The 14,935-nt window shown below is 69.3% G+C and carries 12 protein-coding genes; 4 read left to right on the top strand and 8 right to left on the bottom strand.

Annotated elements, in window-relative coordinates; genetic code table 11:
* Positions 1–67: 67 nt before the first annotated feature.
* The 3 genes from trmA to NFC98_RS05440 all read right to left on the bottom strand — a co-directional run bounded on the left by trmA (position 68) and on the right by NFC98_RS05440 (position 2,765).
* Positions 68–1,195: a tRNA (uridine(54)-C5)-methyltransferase TrmA gene (gene trmA, locus NFC98_RS05450; protein ID WP_254277110.1), complete on the bottom strand. Its 1,128-nt coding sequence runs from the start codon at positions 1,193–1,195 to the stop codon at positions 68–70.
* A gap of 59 nt (positions 1,196–1,254) precedes the next feature.
* Positions 1,255–2,034, bottom strand: coding sequence for a glutamate racemase (gene murI, locus NFC98_RS05445; RefSeq protein ID WP_254277109.1), 780 nt, complete (start codon positions 2,032–2,034; stop codon positions 1,255–1,257).
* 188 nt (positions 2,035–2,222) lie between these two features.
* Positions 2,223–2,765 (bottom strand): hemerythrin domain-containing protein, encoded by a 543-nt coding sequence (locus tag NFC98_RS05440; protein ID WP_254277786.1) that lies wholly within the window; start codon positions 2,763–2,765, stop codon positions 2,223–2,225.
* Positions 2,766–2,941: 176 nt separating this feature from the next.
* Here NFC98_RS05440 and NFC98_RS05435 point away from each other — a divergent pair, with 176 nt between their 5' ends.
* A complete protein-coding gene (locus NFC98_RS05435; RefSeq protein WP_254277108.1) occupies positions 2,942–4,279 on the top strand; it encodes a replication-associated recombination protein A in 1,338 nt (445 codons plus the stop codon).
* A 201-nt stretch (positions 4,280–4,480) separates the two neighbouring features.
* On the opposite strand, the gene lolA is transcribed toward NFC98_RS05435, so the two are convergent.
* Complete coding sequence (gene lolA / locus NFC98_RS05430) at positions 4,481–5,110, bottom strand: outer membrane lipoprotein chaperone LolA (RefSeq protein ID WP_254277107.1); 630 nt, start codon at positions 5,108–5,110, stop codon at positions 4,481–4,483.
* A 130-nt stretch (positions 5,111–5,240) separates the two neighbouring features.
* A complete protein-coding gene (locus tag NFC98_RS05425; protein WP_302055096.1) occupies positions 5,241–8,507 on the bottom strand; it encodes a DNA translocase FtsK in 3,267 nt (1,088 codons plus the stop codon).
* Positions 8,508–8,661: 154 nt separating this feature from the next.
* On the opposite strand from NFC98_RS05425, the gene aat reads away from it, so the two are divergent.
* From aat to infA, 3 genes are all read left to right on the top strand, one after another.
* A complete protein-coding gene (gene aat, locus NFC98_RS05420; protein WP_254277106.1) occupies positions 8,662–9,423 on the top strand; it encodes a leucyl/phenylalanyl-tRNA--protein transferase in 762 nt (253 codons plus the stop codon).
* On the top strand, positions 9,420–10,157 hold the full coding sequence (locus NFC98_RS05415) for an arginyltransferase (RefSeq protein WP_254277105.1): 738 nt from the start codon (positions 9,420–9,422) through the stop codon (positions 10,155–10,157). The genes aat and NFC98_RS05415 overlap by 4 nt, the downstream gene beginning before the upstream one ends.
* 117 nt (positions 10,158–10,274) lie before the next feature.
* A complete protein-coding gene (gene infA / locus NFC98_RS05410; RefSeq protein WP_010627817.1) occupies positions 10,275–10,493 on the top strand; it encodes a translation initiation factor IF-1 in 219 nt (72 codons plus the stop codon).
* Positions 10,494–10,614: 121 nt separating this feature from the next.
* On the opposite strand, the gene clpA is transcribed toward infA, so the two are convergent.
* The 3 genes from clpA to icd form a co-directional block, all read right to left on the bottom strand.
* Entirely contained in the window at positions 10,615–12,894 is a 2,280-nt protein-coding gene (clpA, locus tag NFC98_RS05405; RefSeq protein ID WP_254277104.1) for an ATP-dependent Clp protease ATP-binding subunit ClpA, read from the bottom strand.
* A gap of 143 nt (positions 12,895–13,037) precedes the next feature.
* Positions 13,038–13,364, bottom strand: a complete 327-nt coding sequence (gene clpS / locus NFC98_RS05400) for an ATP-dependent Clp protease adapter ClpS (protein WP_254277103.1) — start codon at positions 13,362–13,364, stop codon at positions 13,038–13,040.
* Between the two features lie 180 nt (positions 13,365–13,544).
* The gene (gene icd, locus NFC98_RS05395) at positions 13,545–14,801 is read right to left on the bottom strand and encodes an NADP-dependent isocitrate dehydrogenase (RefSeq protein WP_254277102.1); all 1,257 of its coding nucleotides are present in this window, start codon (positions 14,799–14,801) and stop codon (positions 13,545–13,547) included.
* Positions 14,802–14,935: the final 134 nt, after the last annotated feature.

Genomic DNA, 14,935 nt, shown 5'->3' with positions numbered 1-14,935 from the left:
ATGGAGCATGTCGCTTATGCATCGTCGCGAGCGCGTCGCCGCTTGACAGCCCTCGACAGGGCCGAGGTCAGCTACGCCGCTCCAGCAGCACGCCGCACTCGCAGTGGTGGGTCCAGGGGAACTGGTCGAACAGCGCGAAACGGGTGATCTCGTGGGTCTCGGTCAGGGTCTCGAGGTTGTCCGCCAGTGTCTCCGGGTTGCATGAAATATAGACGATGCGCGAATAGCCGCTGAGCTGGCGGCAGCTGGCCTCGTCCAGCCCGGCCCGAGGCGGGTCCACCAGCACGGTGGTGAAGTCATAGTCGTCCAGGGCCCACTCCGCCACCCGGCGGCCGCCCTTCTCGCCCTTGAGGGCCGCGGCGAACTCCTCGGCGGACATGCGCCCGACCACCGCGTTGTCGATGCCGTTGGCGGCCAGATTCTCCCTCGCGCTTGCCACGGCGGTGCGCGAGATCTCGGTGGCCATCACCCGGCGGAAGTTCTCGGCCAGGGCGATGGTGAAGTTGCCGTTGCCGCAGTAGAGCTCCACCAGGTCGCCCGCCTGGCTGCCGCGGGTCACCTCCCGGGCCCAGGCGAGCATCGAGCGGCAGATCTCGGCATTGGGCTGGGCGAAACTGTTCTCCACCTGCTGGTAGACGAACGGGCGACCGTCGACCTCCAGGCGCTCCCAGACGTGGTCACGGGCCAGCACCAGGCGCTGCTTGCGCGAGCGGCCGATGATCATCGCCCCCAGGCGCTCCTGGAGCAGGCGCGCCTCGGCCTCCCAGGCCTCGTCCAGCGGGCGATGGTAGATCAGGGTGATCAGCGCCTCGCCCGAGAGGGTGGTGAGGAACTCCACCTGGAAGAGCTTGCGCCGCAGCAGCGGCACGTCACGGATGGCGTCGAGCAGCGCCGGCATCAGCGCGTTGATGCGCCGGCTGGCGACCGGATAGTCGTCCAGGCGCACCACCGTCTTCTGCTTTTTCTTCGGGTCCCCGGGATCCCCCTCGGACTCTTGTATTTCAAACATCGCATAGAAGAGGTCATCGCCCTGGTGCCAGATGCGGAACTCGCAGCGCTGCCGGTAGTGGCTCGGCGGCGAGGGGTAGACCTCGAGCGGCGGTGGGGCGAAGCGCGCGAATTCGCGGGTGATGCGCTCGCGCTTCGCCTCGAGCTGCTCGTCATAGCGGGCGGGGTCGACGACGGGAATGGCCAAGGAGTCTCCTCCGGGTAGTGGGAATGAGTGGGCAGGGAGCGAGCGGGACACCGGCACGCTCAGTCGAGGGGCAGCAGGCAGGGCTCGGCGAAGCCGAAGGCCGCCAGGCCGGGGATCAGCCGGGGGTCCGGGGCGGTGACGAAGCTGGGGCCGGGGCCCTCCCGCGGCGCCACACCGGACACCACCTGGGCGGTACGCCGGGCGATGGCCTCGCTGGAGTCGATCCAGGCGACCGGCCGGGGCGCGAGTTCGGCCAGCACCTCCCGCAGCAGCGGGAAGTGGGTGCAGCCGAGCACCACGGTGTCCAGCTCGGGGTCGACCCACAGCGGCGCCAGGGCACGGCGGATCACCTCGCGATCCAGGGGCTCGCCGGCCAGCCAGCGCTCCGCCTCGCGCACCAGGGCATCGGCGGCGACGCGGGTCACGCGACAGTCGGCGGCGAAGGTCTCGATCAGCCGCAGGGTGTAGGGGCGCGCCACGGTGGCGCTGGTGGCCAGCAGGCCGATATGGCGACTGCGGCTGTGCGCCGCCGCGGGCTTGATGGCCGGCACCGTGCCGATCACGGGCACCGTCAGGCGCTCACGCAGGGCATCCAGGGCCAGGGTGCTGGCGGTGTTGCAGGCCACCACCAGGGCGCTGCAGCGGCTCGCGACCGCGGCCGCCTCGCAGACCGCCAGGATGCGAGCGACCAGCCAGTCATCCTCGCGCAGGCCGTAGGGCAGCATGGCGTTGTCGCAGGCATAGGCGAGCGCCGCGCGGGGCAGCCGCTCGCGCAGCGCCGAGACCACCGAGAGGCCGCCGACGCCGGAGTCGAATACCAGGATGGGCCCCGCCGTCACGGCGCGTCTCTCCCCTCTCGCGCAACCACGGGAGGGTCGAAAGGCGTCGACGGCGGCGGCATGGGAGAGAGACGGCTGGTGGACATCGTGAGGCCCCGGCTGGACATGGCGCCATTCTACCTCAGCCGGGCCGCCACCCGCAGCCGGTGGCGCCCGCTCTCACGGCAGGCGCCGTCGCCCCGGCCGGGTCAGGCGATCTCGGGGGCCTCGCGCAGCTCGGCATAGAGCTCGGGGTAGGCCTCCTGCAGCCGCTCGAGCTCCGCCGTGGCACCCTCCGGAAGGGCCTCGGCGAGGCGGTCCAGGTCGGACTCGGTGAAGTGCTCGCGGATCAGCGGGAAGAGCAGCTCCCGTTCATCTCGCAGGTAGGCCAGGTGGGCATCGAGATAGGCCTTGAGGTCATCGGCAAACCGGTCCATGGGCACCACGGCATCCATCAGGATCATGTCCAGGTCGTTGGAGAGCCGGGACAGGCGCGACTTGACGGCGCGGTAGTCGGTGGCCAGCCGTTCGGTCAGCTCGGCACTCTCCGGTGCCACTTCCTGCAGGCGCTCGCTGAAGAGCCGCTCCAGGGGCAGGGTGAACCCTTCCATGTAGTCGAGGATATAGTCGACGACCTCACGCACCAGCTGGAAGTTGGGACGCTCGCCGGTCGCCAGCGTCTTCTGCTTGAGCTGCAGAACGTGCAACATGCGAGCCATATTGGCATGATCCCGACGCAGTTGGGTCAGCATGGGCATGTCAGGCCCTCCTGTGTAGTGACAAGGGAGAAGGCACCCTTCGTTGGATGCGCGATCATGGACAGGGTTCATCACACGAGCCGTCCGGGAGGCCTCGCCGACGATACCCAGACACTCTAGCAGCCGGACCGCCTTCATGCCCCGCCCCACGTCAACGTAAGGAGTAGCTGATGGACCTCTTTGCATCGGGTACCGACGAGGCCGCCCCGCTCGCCTGGCGCATGCGCCCCCGGCGGCTGGCGGACTACGTGGGCCAGCAGGCGCTGGTCGGCCCCGGCAAGCCGCTGGCGCGCATGGCCGAGACCGGGGTGGTCCGCTCGATGATCCTGTGGGGCCCCCCCGGTACCGGCAAGACGACCCTCGCCGAGATCCTCGCCGCCGAGTCCGGCGCCGAGCTGGAGCACCTCTCGGCGGTGATGGCCGGCGTGAAGGAGATCCGTGCCGCGGTGGAGCGGGCCCGCGCCCGCCAGGCTCGGGGCCAGGCGACGCTGCTGTTCCTCGACGAGATCCACCGCCTCAACAAGAGCCAGCAGGACGCCCTGCTGCCCCACGTGGAGTCGGGGCTGCTGACGCTGATCGGCGCCACCACCGAGAACCCCTCCTTCGAGGTCAATTCGGCGCTGCTCTCCCGCGCCCGGGTGCACGTGCTGAAGTCGCTCGGCGAGGCGGAGCTGGTGGAGGTGATGCGCCGGGCCCTGGGCGACGAGGAGCGCGGCCTGGGCCGGCGCCGGCTACGGGTCGACGACGAGGTGCTGGCCCTGCTGGCCCGTGCCGCCGCCGGCGATGCCCGACGCGCCCTGGGCCTGCTGGAGACCGCCTGCGATTTCGCCGTCGACGACGGACAGGGCGAACACCTCCCCCGGGAGGCGCTGGAGGACGTGCTGGGGCACCAGGCCAGCGCCTTCGACAAGCAGGGGGACCACTACTACGACCTGCTCTCGGCGATCCACAAGTCGGTGCGCTCCTCGCGCCCCGATGCCGCCCTGCTCTACATCGCCCGCTTCCTGCAGGGCGGCGGCGACCCGCTGGACGTGATCCGCCGCCTGGCCGCCATCGCCTCGGAGGACGTGGGCAACGCCGACCCGCGCGCCCTGCCGCTGGTGATGGCCGCCTGGGATGCGTACCTGCGCCTGGGCGACCACGAGGGCCAGCGGGCCATCGCCCACGCCGCCATCCACCTGGCAGTGGCCCCCAAGAGCAACGCCATCGACCAGGCCTGGAAGCAGGCCAAGGCCTTCGTGGCCGGCCAGCCGCAGCTCGAGGTCCCCAGCTACCTGCGCAACGCCCCGACGAGGCTGATGGAGTCCCTGGGCCACGGCGAGGGGTACCGCTACGCCCACCGCGAGCCACATGGCTACCCCGCCGGCAGCGCCCACGACTGCTGGCCCGACGAGATCCCGCGCCAGCGTTTCTACACGCCCACGGCATATGGCCAGGAAAAGCGCTACGGCCAGCTGATGGCCTGGCGGGAGCAGCTCGACGCCGAGGCGGACGAAGGCGAGGCCTAGCGCCGAGCGCCGAGTGCCGAGTGCCGAGTGCCGAGTGCCGAGTGCCGAGTGCCGCAGGATGCTGGCTGGCTTCGTGTGATGTGTCGATAAAAAACCCCGCCGGATTCAACTCCGACGGGGTTTCTCGTTCTCGCTGCCTTCCTCGACACCTGCCGCCCGTCAGCGAGCGGCTGGGCGCTAGGCGCTGGTAGCTCGGCGCAGTCAGTGTGTATCGCGGATCACGTCGGTCCCGTCGGGGATCTCGAAGGTGAAGCGGCTGTCGTCGATGGCCTCGTTCACCCGCGCGTCACGGAACTCGATGGCGGTGCGCTGTCCGGTGCTGTCGGTCATCTGCAGGGTGGCCAGCGCCTCGCCGCGGAAGGTCATCTTCAGCTCCTCGAAGAGGGTGTCGGCCGACTTCGGCACCAGGGTGAAGGTCTCGGCGCTGCCCTGCTGCTGACGGGAGACGTCATAGCTATCGGTGAGATCGCCGGCGCTGCCGGAGAGCAGCAGGGCCGGGGTATGGGTCACCCGCTGGTCCAGCGCCTGGATGGTGACCTGCTCCAGGTCGGGGTCGTGCAGGATGACCTCCTCGCCGTCGGAGATCACCTCCTGCTGGTAAGGCGCATCGACCTCCCAGCGGAACTTGCCCGGACGCGACAACCACATGCGGCCCTGGGCTTCCTGCAGGCGCTCGCCGCCGGCATCGAGGATCTGCTGCTCGAAGGTGGCCTCGAAGGTCTGCAGCGGCTCGAGCATGCGGGTCAGCCGCTCGGCGCCCTCGCTGGCCAGGGCCGAGAGGGGCATCGCCACGGTCATGGCCAGTGCGGCAAGGGTCTTCTTCACTGTCATCGTCTCTGTCTCCCTGGACGGGTCCATCATGGATTCCTGTCACTCGGACCTTCGGAAGGTCGGCGGGTTGCGGCCACGCCGACGCTTTCATCATTGCTGCATGGTTGAGCGGGGCCCCGCCGCCCGGGGCTCAGTCGCGCGGGGGCGGCGGCGCCAGCACCTCGCGGGCCCCGTTGGTGCCCATGGTGGAGACCACGCCGGCCATCTCCATGGCCTCGACCAGGCGCGCGGCACGGTTGTAGCCGATCTTGAAGCGACGCTGCACGGCCGAGATGGAGGCCCGGCGCGAGTCGGTCACGAACTGCACCGCCTCGTCGTAGAGGGCATCCTGCTCGGCATCGTCGCCGTCACCGCCGCCCTCGGCCTCCAGCCCGGTGAGGGCCTCGGCGGAGACGCCGCCGGAGAGGATCTCCTCGATGTACTCGGGCTCGCCGCGGCGCTTCCAGTCCTCCACCACCCGGTGCACCTCGTCGTCGTCGACGAAGGCACCGTGGACGCGGGTCGGCAGGCCGGAGCCCGCCGGCAGGTAGAGCATGTCGCCGTGGCCCAGCAGGTTCTCGGCGCCCCCCTGGTCGAGGATGGTGCGCGAGTCGATCCGCGAGGAGACCTGGAAGGCCATCCGCGTGGGGATGTTGGCCTTGATCAGGCCGGTGACCACGTCCACCGAGGGGCGCTGGGTGGCGAGTATCAGATGGATGCCGGCGGCCCGGGCCTTCTGGGCCAGGCGGGCGATGAGCTCCTCGACCTTCTTGCCGACGATCATGAACATGTCGGCAAACTCGTCGATCACCACCACGATATAGGGCAGCTTCTCGAGCACTGGCGGGGTCTGGTGCATCTCCCAGGGTTGGGGCTCCCACAGCGGGTCGGCCACCTGGGCGCCGGCCTGCTCGGCCTCGTCGAGCTTGGCGTTGAAGCCGGCGATGTTGCGCACCCCCATGGCGGCCATCAGCTTGTAGCGCCGCTCCATCTCGGCCACGCACCAGCGCAGGGCGTTGGCGGCCTCCTTCATGTCGGTGACGACCGGCGCCAGCAGGTGCGGGATGCCGTCATAGACGGAGAGCTCGAGCATCTTGGGGTCGACCATGATCAACCGCAGCTCGTCGGGGGTGGCCTTGAGCAGCATGGAGATCAGCATGGCGTTGACCCCTACCGACTTACCCGAGCCGGTGGTGCCGGCCACCAGCAGGTGCGGCATCTTGCCGAGGTTGGCCACCACCGGGCCGCCGCCGATGTCCTGGCCCAGCGCCAGGGTCAGCGCCGAGGCTTCCTGCTGGTAGCGGTCGGAGTCGATCACCTCGCGCAGGCGGATCATCGCCCGGTGCGGGTTGGGAATCTCGATGCCCACCGTGGGACGGCCCGGAATCACCTCCACCACCCGCACGCTCTTGACCATCAGCGAGCGCGCCAGGTCCTTGGCCAGGTTGCTGATCTTGGAGACCTTCACGCCGGCGGCGGGCTTGATCTCGAAGCGGGTGATCACCGGCCCCGGCCAGGTGTCCACTACCTCGGCCTTGACCCCGTACTCGCGCAGCCGCACCTCGAGCAGCTCGGCCATCTCGGCCAGCTGGTCGACCGAGTAGTTCTGCTTCTGGGGCTCCGGCGGGGTAAGCAGCCGCAGGCTCGGCAGTTCGCCATCAGGCTCGGGCATGTCGTCGAGCACCGGACGCTGGTTCTGCAGGTGCTCCACGGTCCACAGGCGCAGCCCCTCCTCCTCGGTGGCTTCGCGAGCCTGCTCGGCGGTGGCGACGCGGGGTTCATCCGCCTCATCGTCGCCCGGGGCCTCCTCCGGCTCCGGCGGCTGCAGCAGGGCGGCCTTGCCGGCGTCCCGGTGTGGCGGGGCGGTATCCGGCGACGACGCCTGGCGCGGGTCCCGCGGCTCGCCGGCGGGCTCGGGTGCGGCGGGTTCCTCCCAGGCGAGCCGCGGCTCGTCGTCGGCCGCGTCGTCCCAGTCGACCTCCTGCCAGTCCACCAGGCCAGGCTCGCGCCGGCCGCCCTCCCGCAGCGGGTGCGGCGAGGCGCCCGAGGAGGCGCGGGCGGTGGGCGCCGCCTCGGCGGGCTCATCCGCCCGCTCGGGCAATGCCGTGGCGCCAGGCGGGTTGCCGGTCGACGCGTCGGCCTCCGGCGACTCGTGGCGGCTGGCCCGCAGCGAGGGGCCGCTCCAGGCGGGGGCGGGCTCGTCGTCGTCGGGGAGCATCGGTTCGGGCACCGCCTCCGGCATGCGCCGCTCTTCCCGGGCCGGGGAGACCGAGGGCTCGCGACCCGCCGGGCCCGACGGCGTGCCGGGGGTGACGCCGGCCGCGGCAGGCGGCGGTGCGCCGGCCGTCGCGGCGGCGAGGCCCGCCCCCGCCGGCGCAGCCGAGCCGGCCCTTCCGGCGTCACGGCCCCCCGCGGCAGCAAACCCAGTGGCACGAGGCGGCGTGGGGGCGCCCTGGGGAGCCGACTGACGCGCCGTGTAGGCGGCCTCGGGCTGCTTGGCCGAGGGCGTCTGCTCGGGCACCTCCCAGGGAATCTCGGTCTCGCCATCGTCGCCGAAACCGGGCTCGCGGCGACCCTCGCCGGCATAGGCCAGGTCCGGCGCCCGACGGCCGGGCACCAGGCGCTGCCACCAGCGCGAGCGGGCGGGGCGCTCCTCCGGCTCGGCGGGGCCCTGGTCGGCGGCAGCCCGCTCATCGGGCGTCTCGTCGGCGTCGCTCTCGTCGGCAGAGGGCGCCGCGCGACGCTCGGCCGAGAAGGCGAAGCGCTCGGCGATCCAGCCCCACAGCCGCAATACGCGGTGGCCCAGCTCGTCCATCACCGTGAACCACGAGAGCCCGGTGAACAGCGGGAAGCCGCAGAGCATCGCGGCCAGGGCCATCAGCCCGGTGCCGCCGATGCCGACCATCGGCACCAGGGCACCGACCAGCCCCTCGCCGAGGATCCCTCCCGAGGAGTAGGGCAGCGGCGTCTCCCCGGGAGGCAGGTAGAAGTGCAGAGCCCCCAGCGTCGTGGTGCCCAGCAGCAGCAGCACCAGGCCGCCGCCGCGCACCGCCAGGGCGGTGGCATCCCACTCCAGGTGGACCTGGCGGGCGCGCAGCAGCCGCCAGGCGGCGAAGCCCAGCATACCCGGCCACCACAGGGCGCTGGCGCCGAACAGCGAATAGAGGACATCCGACAGCCAGGCCCCCGCGGGGCCCATCCAGTTGGCCACCTCGGTCTCCGGACCGCTGCGGGACCAGCCGGGGTCGCCGGGCTGGAAGCTGAACAGGGCCAGCAGCAGGAAGACACAGGCCGCCAGTAGCACGATCGCCACGCCTTCGCGTGCCGAGCCCTGCAGCCTCAGGCCGAAGCGTTTCGCCGTTTCCCTGGCATTCGCCGCGCTCACTCGCCGCGGCGAGGACTTCTTGTTGACACTCAAGCGGTCATCCCCCTTGCGCCTCAAGTGGCGTCTTCCGGTTCCGTCGCGCCAATCATACCGAGCAAGTGCTTACCATCACAGTGGCGCCTGGCGTCTTGAGCCCCATCGCCTCGGGCGTCACACTGCCACCTTGCCCGCATGGATGCCTCGCCCGATGCTGCCCTGGCTTGCCGACCACCCGATCCAGTTCCCGCCGGTGACCCTCGCCCTGCGCGACCCGGACGGCCTGCTTGCCGCCGGCGGGGACCTCTCCCCCGCCTGGTTGCTGGCCGCCTACCGCCGCGGCATCTTCCCCTGGTACAGCGACGACCAGCCGATCCTGTGGTGGAGCCCGGATCCGCGCATGGTGCTGTTCCCCGAGGCGCTGCGGGTACGCCGTAGCCTGGCCAAGCGACTCCGCAACGCCGGCTTCCGGGTCACCGCCGACCGCGCCTTCGACGCGGTGGTCGAGGCCTGCGCGGGGCCGCGTGACGGCCAGCCGGGCACCTGGATCACCGACGAGATGCGCGAGGCCTACGGACGGCTGCACGCCCTGGGGGCCGCCCATTCGGTCGAGGTCTGGCGCGAGGACCGGCTGGCAGGCGGACTCTACGGGGTGGCGCTCGGGCCGGTGTTCTTCGGCGAGTCGATGTTCTCCCGCGAGCCGGACGCCTCCAAGGTCGCCCTGGTGCGGCTGGCCGGGGCCATGGCGGCGGGGGGCGGCCGGCTGATCGACTGCCAGATGCACACCGCCCACCTGGCCAGCCTCGGGGCCCGGGACATCGCCCGCGACGCCTTCATCGGCTATCTTGAGAAGTGGCTGGGCAAGGCGCCCGAGGTGGAACCCGGCACCGTCCGTTTCACGCCTGCCTGCTGGTCATTCGCGGCCGTCACCCACCCCGTTGCGAGCCAACTCGAACCGAGAGAGTCACCGTGAGCAGCAATGCCCCCCGACAGCCCGTACGGGACCTGCGCTTCTTCCTCACCGTGCCCCATCCCTGCAGCTACCTGGAGGGGCGCGAGGCGACCACGCTGTTCCTGGATCCCCAGGAGTCACCCGGCCAGGGGGTCTACGATGCCCTGGCGCTGCTCGGCTTCCGGCGCAGCGGTCGACACCTCTACCGCCCCCACTGCGAGGGCTGCAGCGCCTGCCTCTCGGTGCGCATCCCGGTGGCCGACTTCGCCCCGAACCGCAGCCAGCGGCGCCTGGCAAGGCGCAACGCCGACCTGACCCTGCACCTGCGGCCGGCGATCTTCGACCCCGAGCACTATGCGCTCTACGCCCGCTATATCCGCACCCGTCATGCCGACGGCGACATGTATCCGCCGAGCCACGAGCAGTACCGCACCTTCCTGACCCTCGACCAGGAGTATGCCCGGCTGCTGGAGTTCCGCCTGGCGGGCCGGCTGGTGGCGGTGACGGCCTTCGACCAGCTCGAGCACGGCCTCTCGGCCATCTACACCTTCTTCGACCCCGACCCGGCCCTCGATCGGCGCTCCCTGGGCACCTTCGCGGTGCTGACCCTGGTCGCGCAGTGCCGCCGCCGCGGCCTGCCCCACGTCTACCTGGGCTACTGGATCCGCGAGTGCCGCAAGATGAACTACAAGCAGGCCTTCCAGCCCCTGGAGATGCTCGACGGCCGCCACTGGCGGCGCATGATCACCTGCTGAGCGAGGGCTTTCTTTGCCTTGGGCGCCGGCATGCGGCACAATATCGCGCTATTCTTCCGGCACGGACACGCCTGTCGCGATGCCGCATTGTCATACCATCAGCGAGGAACCGCCTATATGGCACGTGAAGACCATATCGAAATGGAAGGCGTCGTCGTCGATACCCTTCCCAACACCACCTTCCGCGTCGAGCTGGAGAACGGCCACGTGGTCACCGCCCACATCTCGGGCAAGATGCGCAAGAACTACATCCGCATCCTGACCGGCGACAAGGTCAAGGTCGAGCTGACTCCCTACGACCTGACCAAGGGTCGCATCGTCTACCGCTCCCGCTGACAGCACGCTGTCCGCCGGTCGAGCGCAACAGACCCGCCCCGCCCTTCCGAAGGCCTGACGCACACACGACAACGCCCCGTCCGTAGACAGGGCGCTGTGTCGTGACGTGGGCGCGTGCCCGTTAGGGTGCGTCGGCCAGTTCCGCCTCCGTGGAAAGGTGCAGCTCGCCCTCCTCCACGCTGACGTGTACCACCCCGCCATGCTCGGAGAGCTCGCCGAACAGGATCATCTCCGCCAGCGGCTTCTTGAGCTTCTCCTGGATCAGGCGCGCCATGGGCCGTGCCCCCATGTCCGGGTCGTAGCCCTTCTCTGACAGCCAGTCCCGCGCCTCCATGTCCACGTCCAGCTGGACCCGCTTCTCGTCGAGCTGGGCCTGCAGCTCCACCAGGAACTTGTCCACCACGCTGCGCACCACCGAGGTGGGCAGGGAGTGGAACTGGATGATGCCGTCCAGGCGGTTGCGGAACTCCGGCGAGAAGGTCTTGCGGATCACCTCCATGGCGTCGGTGGAGTGGTCCTGGTGCTGGAAGCCGATGGAGCGCCGCGTGGCCTGCTCGACCCCGGCATTGGAGGTCATGATCAGGATCACGTGGCGGAAGTCCGCCTCGCGGCCGTTGTTGTCGGTCAGGCGGCCGTGGTCCATCACCTGCAGCAGCAGGTTGAAGACCTCGGGGTGGGCCTTCTCGATCTCGTCGAGCAGCAGCACGCAGTGGGGGTGCTTGGTGATCGCCTCGGTCAGCAGCCCGCCCTGGTCATACCCCACGTAGCCGGGCGGAGCGCCGATCAGCCGTGACACCGTGTGGCGCTCCATGTACTCCGACATGTCGAAGCGCACCAGCTCGATGCCCATGATGCGGGAGAGCTGGCGGGCCACCTCGGTCTTGCCCACCCCGGTGGGGCCGGCAAACAGGAAGCTGCCCACCGGCTTGTCCGGGGCCTTGAGGCCCGCGCGGGAGAGCTTGATCGCCGCCGACAGGCCGTCGATCGCCTCGTCCTGGCCGAACACCAGCATCTTGAGGTCGCGATCCAGGTTCTCGAGCAGCTTGCGATCGGAGCTGGAGACGCTCTTCGGCGGGATCCGCGCGATGGAGGCCACCACGGCCTCGACCTGGTCCACGTCGATGGTGTCGACCCGCACCTCCGGCGGCAACAGCCGCTGGTGGGCACCGGCCTCGTCGATCACGTCGATCGCCTTGTCGGGCAGGTGGCGGTCGTTGATGTAGCGATCGGCCAGGCGCGCGGCGCTCTCCAGGGCGCTATCGGTATACTTGAGCTGGTGGTGCTCCTCGAAGCGCGAACGCAGCCCCTTGAGGATGCGGATGGTGTCATCCACCGAGGGCGCCGGCACGTCGACCTTCTGGAAGCGGCGGGCCAGGGCGCGATCCTTCTCGAAGATCCCGCGATACTCCTGGAAGGTGGTGGAGCCGATGCAGCGCAGTTCGCCGGAGGAGAGCAGCGGCTTGAGCAGGTTGGAGGCGTCCATCACCCCGCCGGAGGCGGCACCGGCGCCGATCACCGTGTGGATCTCGTCGATGAAGAGGATGGCGTTGGGCTGCTTGCGCAGCTCGGCGAGCAGCCCCTTGAGCCGCTTCTCGAAGTCACCGCGGTACTTGGTGCCGGCCAGCAGCGCGCCCATGTCCAGGGAGTAGACCACCGCGTCGCCGATCACCTCGGGCACGTCCTCCTCGACGATGCGCTTGGCCAGGCCCTCGGCGATGGCCGTCTTGCCCACGCCGGCCTCGCCGACCAGCAGCGGATTGTTCTTGCGGCGCCGGGCGAGGATCTGCACCACCCGCTCGAGCTCGTGCTCGCGGCCAATCAGCGGATCGATCTTGCCCAGCCGCGCCTGCTCGTTGAGGTTGGTGGCATAGCCGGTCAGCGGGTTGGTGCCGCTCTCGCTGCCGCCCTCCTCGGCATCCTCGGCGTCGGGAGACGGCGAGGACGAGGGCGCCTGGCCGTGGCCGGACACCTTCGAGATCCCGTGGGCGATGTAGTTGACGGCATCGACCCGCGCGACGTTCTGCTGCTTGAGGAAGTAGACCGCCTGGCTCTCCTGCTCGGAGAAGATCGCCACCAGCACGTTGGCGCCGGTGACCTCGCTCTTGCCGGAGGACTGCACGTGGAACACGGCACGCTGCAGCACGCGCTGGAAGCCGAGGGTTGGCTGGGTCTCGCGATCCCCCTGGTCCTCGGGGATCAGCGGGGTGGTGGAGTTGATGAAATCCTGCAGGTCGGACCGCAGCTTGTCGAGATTGGCCCCGCAGGCCCGCAGGACATCCGCCGCGGAGGCGTTGTCGAGCAGGGCCAGCAGCAGGTGCTCCACGGTCATGAACTCGTGACGCTTGGAGCGCGCCACGGTGAAGGCCGTGTTCAGGGTCAGTTCAAGTTCTTTGCTCAGCATGGCAGTCCCCTTCTTGCCGCCCAGGGCATTGCGTCGGATCTTTCATGGTCCGGCATCATCAACATCGGGTACAAACGCCGCCGTTGCAAGCCCTCTTGCCAACGGCCGGCGGAGTCTCACCCTTCGCGACCATGTCCGGGGAGTCAGTCCGTCGCCTCGATGTCGCTCAGCAGCGGATGCTGACACTCTCTTGCGTATTGATTGACCTGATGGCTTTTGGTTTCCGCGATGTCGCGGGTAAAGATGCCGCAGGTCGCCTTGCCCTGCGTGTGGACCGTCAGCATCACCTGCACCGCGGTCTCGCTGTCCATGTGGAAGAAGGTCTGCAGCACCTCCACCACGAACTCCATGGGGGTGAAATCATCGTTGTGAAGCACCACCTTGTACATCGGCGGACGCGCCAGCTCGGGCTCGGCGGTCTGCACCGCCAGATCGCCGTCTTCCTCCCCCGGGGCCGGGGGGCGTGTCATGCCGCCTACCACATCATTTCTGAACATAAGGGCCACTATCCATCTCGACAAGCCGGCAGCCATCGGTCGCCTCAACCGTGATTGGACGTCCCGGGGCCGGCAGGGTTCACCGCTATCCCTCAACGCAAAGGGCCCCCGCCCGCCGGGCGGCGGACGGGGGCCCGGGTCCGGCGCCGCGACTTACATGTTGTCGGCGACGGCCTGGCCGAACTCGGAGCACTTGAGGAGCTTGGCATCGTCCATCAGACGATGGAAGTCATAGGTGACCTCGCCCTTGGAGATGGCCTTCTCCATGCCCTTGAGCACCAGGTCGGCGGCCTCGACCCAGCCCATGTGGCGCAGCATCATCTCGGCGGAGAGGATCAGCGAGCCCGGGTTGACCTTGTCCTGGCCGGCGTACTTCGGCGCGGTACCGTGGGTGGCCTCGAACATGGCCACGGCATCGGAGAGGTTGGCGCCCGGCGCGATGCCGATGCCGCCCACCTCGGCCGCCAGGGCGTCGGAGAGGTAGTCACCGTTCAGGTTCAGGGTCGCGATGACGTCGTACTCGGCCGGGCGCAGCAGGATCTGCTGCAGCATGGCGTCGGCGATGACGTCCTTGATGACGATTTCCTTGCCGGTCTTCGGGTTCTTCATGGTCATCCAGGGGCCGCCGTCGAGCAGCTCGGCGCCGAACTCCTCGCGGGCGAGCTCGTAGCCCCAGTCCTTGAAGGAGCCCTCGGTGAACTTCATGATGTTGCCCTTGTGCACCAGGGTCAGCGACTCACGGTCGTTGTCGATGGTGTACTGCAGGGCCTGGCGCACCAGGCGCTTGGTGCCCTCCACGGAGACCGGCTTGACGCCGATGCCGCAGTTCTCGGGGAAGCGGATGTTCTGGACACCCATCTCCTCGCGCAGGAACTTGATGACCTTGTCGGCTTCCGGGGTGCCGGCCTTCCACTCGATGCCGGCGTAGATGTCCTCGGAGTTCTCGCGGAAGATGACCATGTCCACGTCCGCCGGCTTCTTCACCGGGCTCGGCACACCCTCGAACCAGCGCACCGGACGCTGGCAGACGTAGAGGTCGAGCTTCTGGCGCAGGGCCACGTTCAGGGAGCGGATGCCACCGCCCACCGGCGTGGTCAGCGGGCCCTTGATCGAGACGACGAAGTCCTTGACGGCCTCCAGGGTCTCTTCCGGCAGCCAGGTATCGGCGTCATAGACCTGGGTGGCCTTCTCGCCGGCGTAGATCTCCATCCACTCGATCTTGCGCTCGCCGTTGTAGGCCTTCTGAACGGCCGCATCGATGGCGATCTTCATCGCCGGCGTCACGTCGATGCCGATGCCGTCACCCTCGATGAACGGGATGATCGGGTTGTTCGGCACGTTCAGGGTGTTGTCGGCATTGACGGTGATCTTCTGGCCGCCTTCCGGGACGACGATTTTCTGGAATCCCATTGAGAACTCCCCTGTAGTGGTCTGTTCAGTGGAGCGCGGAGTATAGCATCGTCCCCCCCACCCGGCCCATCACCCCCACTTCGACATAAAGATGAGCCCCCGTCCGCCGGGCGGCGGACGGGGGCTTCAGGGTG

The organism is Halomonas sp. 3H (genome assembly GCF_024206005.1).
Lineage (GTDB): Bacteria > Pseudomonadota > Gammaproteobacteria > Pseudomonadales > Halomonadaceae > Halomonas > Halomonas campaniensis.
The sequence above is the reverse complement of the archived record's forward strand: the minus strand, read 5'-3'. Positions and strand labels throughout refer to the sequence as shown.

Excerpts from the sequence above, each read along its gene's own strand:
- NFC98_RS05440 (WP_254277786.1), bottom strand. The coding sequence starts at position 2,765 with ATGCTGACCCAACTGCGTCGGGATCATGCCAATATGGCTCGCATGTTG.
- NFC98_RS05435 (WP_254277108.1), top strand. The coding sequence starts at position 2,942 with ATGGACCTCTTTGCATCGGGTACCGACGAGGCCGCCCCGCTCGCCTGG.
- lolA (WP_254277107.1), bottom strand. The coding sequence starts at position 5,110 with ATGACAGTGAAGAAGACCCTTGCCGCACTGGCCATGACCGTGGCGATG.
- aat (WP_254277106.1), top strand. The coding sequence starts at position 8,662 with ATGCTGCCCTGGCTTGCCGACCACCCGATCCAGTTCCCGCCGGTGACC.
- infA (WP_010627817.1), top strand. The coding sequence starts at position 10,275 with ATGGCACGTGAAGACCATATCGAAATGGAAGGCGTCGTCGTCGATACC.
- clpA (WP_254277104.1), bottom strand. The coding sequence starts at position 12,894 with ATGCTGAGCAAAGAACTTGAACTGACCCTGAACACGGCCTTCACCGTG.
- clpS (WP_254277103.1), bottom strand. The coding sequence starts at position 13,364 with ATGACACGCCCCCCGGCCCCGGGGGAGGAAGACGGCGATCTGGCGGTG.
- icd (WP_254277102.1), bottom strand. The coding sequence starts at position 14,801 with ATGGGATTCCAGAAAATCGTCGTCCCGGAAGGCGGCCAGAAGATCACC.